Genomic DNA, 4,331 nt, shown 5'->3' on the forward strand with positions numbered 1-4,331 from the left:
CCTATGATTATGGCCTGCCCCAGTGGTCCCGTTCCGCTTGAACGCCAAAAGGATTTGGCGGCATGACCGAACACGTCCCCACACGACAGCTGCAGTTCTTTGTAACGGCCGAAGCGCCCTGCCCCTATCTGAAGGGCAAGCAGGAACGCAAAGTCTTTACCCACCTGCCGTTCGCCGATGCGGCCAGTGTAAATGATGCGCTGTCCCATGCCGGTTTCCGTCGCAGCCAGAACATCGCCTATCGTCCGGCCTGCGAGCAATGCGCGGCCTGTGTCTCGGTCCGCATCCCCGTGGACCGCTTTGTCGCCAACCGTACCAATCGCAAGATCATCGCCCGCAATGCTGATCTGGACCGCTATGCGGTCGATCCCGTCGCCACCGACGAACAATACGACCTGCTGAAAACCTATCTGGCGGCCCGCCACCCCGATGGCGGCATGAACGAGATGAACGGCAGCGATTTCATGACGATGGTCGAGGACAGTACGGTCCGCACCCATATCGTCGAATACCGGTTGCGCAGCGGTACTGAGAAGCGCGGCAAGCTGGTCGGCTTTACACTGGCCGATCTTTTGAATGACGGCCTGTCACTGGTTTACAGCGCTTTTGATCCAGAAATGCCGAACCGCAGTCTGGGGCGCTATGCGGTGCTGGACCACCTGCATCAGGCACGCACCATCAACCTGCCCTATGTCTATCTGGGCTATTGGGTGCAGGGCTCGCCGACCATGGACTATAAATCGCAGTATCAGCCGCTTGAGGGGCTGACCCTGTTTGGCTGGCAGCCGATACAGCCGTAAAAAAGGGGGCTTTCGCCCCCTTTTCCGCATTACCTGAATTTACGCATTCCGCGCGGTCCCTGACGTCCCGCACCGGCACGTTTGCCCAGCCAGTCGCGCCAGTCATCCCACTTGCGCTTGCGGCCACCGCCATCGACCCATTCAGGGCCGGTTTCTGCGTTGAACACAGACACATCGGCCAGACCGCCCTGCTTGAAGTTCTGCAACCTCACACCCTTGCCGCGGCCCATTTCCGGCAGTTCTGCAATCGGGAAGATCAGGCTCTTGATGTTATCACCAATGGTCACGATGTGATCGCCAGTGACCCGCATCATGATCTTCATGTCACCGTTCAGAACCTGTTTGCCGCCACGTTTTTGTGCCAACAGGTCGTTCTCGGGGGCGACAAAGCCATAACCCGCCGCCGACGCGACTAACAGCTTCGCATTAGGTTCGTGCGCCAATACATTGATAATATCGGCCTTTTCATCAAGATCGATCATCAAACGCAAGGGTTCACCATGCCCGCGACCTGATGCCAGCTTGTCCGCACCAATGGTGAAGATACGGCCATCCGATGCCCCGATCAGCAGTTTGTCGGTGGTATAGGCCGGAACCAGATAGGCCAGCTTGTCACCTTCCTTGAACTTCAGTTCGGACGGATCATCGACCTTGCCCTTGGCCGCGCGGATCCAGCCGCGATCCGACAGGATAACGGTGATGGCCTCGCGAGGAATAAAGGCCTCGGGGGCGACAAAGGCTGAGGAATCTACAGCATCAGCAATGATTGTACGGCGCGGCGACAACAGCGCCTTGCGGACAGCCTGCAATTCTTTGCCAATGGCCTTCCACTGCTTGGCTTCCGACGAGGTCAGAGCCTGAAGGCCCGCCAGTTCAGCGGCCAGTTTGTCGTATTCTTCCTGAATGACCATCTCTTCGAGACGAGCCAGCTGACGCAGGCGCGTATCGAGAATGAAATCGGCCTGAAGCTCCGTCAGCTTGAAGTGCGCGATCAGGGCCGCCTTGGGCTGCTCTTCCTCGCGGATGATGCGGATCGCCTCATCCAAGTTCAGGAATACAAGCCGCAGCCCTTCCAGCAGGTGCATGCGCTTTTCAATACGGGCAATGCGCCACTGCGAGCGGCGGTTCAGCACCACACGGCGATGGTCAAGGAAGGCCCGCAGGCATTCCTTCAAGCCCATGACACGCGGTGTACCCGACGCATCCAGCACATTCATATTGATAGGGAAACGCACTTCCAGATCGGAAAGCTTGAACAGGCTTTCCATCAGCATTTCAGGCTCGATGGTGCGCGACTTCGGCTCGAGGATCAGGCGGATATCCTCCGCCGATTCATCGCGCACATCGCCCAACAAGGGTGCCTTCTTGTTCTCGATCAGGTCCGCCAGTTGTTCGATCAACTTGGACTTCTGAACCTGATAGGGAACCTCGGTAATCACCACCCGCCAGGTGCCGCGTTCCAGTTCTTCCTTCACCCATTGGGCCCGCAGGCGCACACCGCCGCGACCCGTTTCATAGGCTTCAAGAATAGAGGCTTGCCCCTCGACCGAAACGCCACCCGTCGGGAAGTCCGGCCCCGGTACGATCTGCACCAGATCGGCGGTCGTGGCTTCAGGCCTGTCGATCAACAATTGGCATGCGTCGATCAGTTCGCCCACATTGTGCGGCGGGATCGAGGTGGCCATACCCACCGCAATGCCCGACGAACCATTGGCTAGCAGGTTGGGGAAACCCGCCGGAAGAACCATCGGCTCTTCGTCCTGATCGTCATAGGTCGGTCGAAAATCGACCGAGTCCTGATCGATACCTTCCAGCAGCAAGACCGCCGCAGGCGTTAGCTTGCATTCAGTGTAACGCATGGCGGCGGCGCTATCGCCGTCGATATTACCGAAATTGCCTTGACCGTCGACCAGCGGATAACGCTGGGCGAAATCCTGCGCCAGACGCACCAGCGCTTCATAGATCGAGGCATCGCCGTGCGGGTGATAGCCACCCATGACCTCACCCACCACCTTGGCGCATTTACGCGCCGCAGACTGCGGGTTCAGACGCATCTGGTGCATGGCATACATGATGCGGCGGTGGACCGGCTTGAAGCCGTCTCGCACATCGGGAAGCGCACGGTTGGTAATCGTCGAAAGCGCGTAGGCCAGATAGCGGCGCGACAGCGCCTCGGCCATCGGCTCTTCAACGATGCGGCCGCCTTGCGGCGGATTGGTATGGACGGTCATACGAAATCGAATCGAGGATCAGGAGGAAGAAGTCTAGCCCACTGTGTCACGCGCTTGGGGGCGAAGCAGAAAAAGTGGGGGCTTTCTTTTCATGCCAGGCCTTTAGGCGGGCCTGAACATCGGCCATCGTATCGGCATAGAACAGATTATAGGGCTTGGCCTTGCGGCGATCGGTCCATGAGCGGTTCTCGCGGAAGGACTCCGTGTTCAGCGGCGTATTGCGCAAGAAGCCTTCTCGACACTGGGCCTCGACGACGCGGTCAATGAATGCCGGACGTACACCCCATTCCAGACCGGCCGCATTGGCCGCCCCCAAATGGCGGCGCGCCTCGGTCTTGTCTTCATTCGAGGAGCCACTGACGGGATTGACGCAGATGATAGGACGGTGTCCGGACTCGACCAGTTGCCCGCGCTCATCCCAGAAAAGCGCACGGCGCTGTCTGCGGGGGATCGCCCCGGTCTTGCCTTCGTCCACCATCGACCACGCCACTAGGCATCCGCTCTGGTCGCGTCGCGAACAGACCGGCAGGTCAATGGCATCACGCGGGATCATGACATCCATCATATAGGCTGCGACCAGACGATCCTTAAGGCCCGCATCCTTGGCCACGCGGTCGCGCAACAGACGCGCTAGCAGCTCTGCGCCCTGCTCAACCCCGACCAGAACAATCGGTCCTTGCGGGTGGCGCGCGATCCAGTGATCGAATGCGGCCTCGACATCACGATAGGCAAAGGCCCTCGCCTCGCGTGCATCGTCGCGCAGGGTCAGGCGGCTATACAGGCTACCCTGACGGTATTTCGGCACACTGACCGAACCAGCCATGGCAAATGGCCCTGCAAAATTCGGCAGGACTATACGCTCCAGATAGGCATCGGCTTTTTCATCGCCAATCTCGCCATTCCATTCGTGCCCGCCATCGAACGTGGTGGAGTGCACGAAGAACACCGCCGCATCTTCCGCGCCCGCAATCTTCACATCGCGCAATGCCCAGGCATCGGCACGGGCATAATCGGGCGCTTCGGGCGGGGTATAGGTCTGGAACGGTATCTGGGGGTCCAGCGCTGCCCGCACAATATCACCGCGCCACACAACCAATGCTAAAAGAACCACAAAAACAAACACAAATAGTGCTAGCCTAATCCAGAGCTTCAAGCGTAGGTGCGATTTTATCACCGATAGGAATCCCCGGTAGCCAGATAGTTCTGCACATAGCGACGCACGCCTTCTTCAAGCGGCGTCTGCTGGCCATCGTAGCCCAGAGCCCGCAAGCGATCCATGCTGGCCTCGGTGAAATACTGG

The 4,331-nt window shown here is 59.0% G+C and carries 3 protein-coding genes; 1 reads left to right on the forward strand and 2 read right to left on the reverse strand.

The features are described from left to right. Nucleotides 1-62: 62 nt before the first annotated feature. Nucleotides 63-800: an arginyltransferase gene (locus RSB01_RS13635; RefSeq protein WP_332591737.1), complete on the forward strand. Its 738-nt coding sequence runs from the start codon at nt 63-65 to the stop codon at nt 798-800. Nucleotides 801-829: 29 nt separating this feature from the next. Here the strand turns inward: RSB01_RS13635 and parC are convergent, their stop codons facing one another. Next, a complete protein-coding gene (gene parC, locus RSB01_RS13640) occupies nt 830-3,031 on the reverse strand; it encodes a DNA topoisomerase IV subunit A (RefSeq protein WP_332625690.1) in 2,202 nt (733 codons plus the stop codon). Between the two features lie 46 nt (nt 3,032-3,077). Further along, on the reverse strand, nt 3,078-4,121 hold the full coding sequence (locus RSB01_RS13645) for a DUF3089 domain-containing protein (RefSeq protein WP_332591739.1): 1,044 nt from the start codon (nt 4,119-4,121) through the stop codon (nt 3,078-3,080). Between the last annotated feature and the right edge of the window lie 210 nt (nt 4,122-4,331).

Origin of the sequence: Brevundimonas sp., assembly GCF_036659295.1 — a bacterium.
Taxonomy (GTDB): domain Bacteria; phylum Pseudomonadota; class Alphaproteobacteria; order Caulobacterales; family Caulobacteraceae; genus Brevundimonas.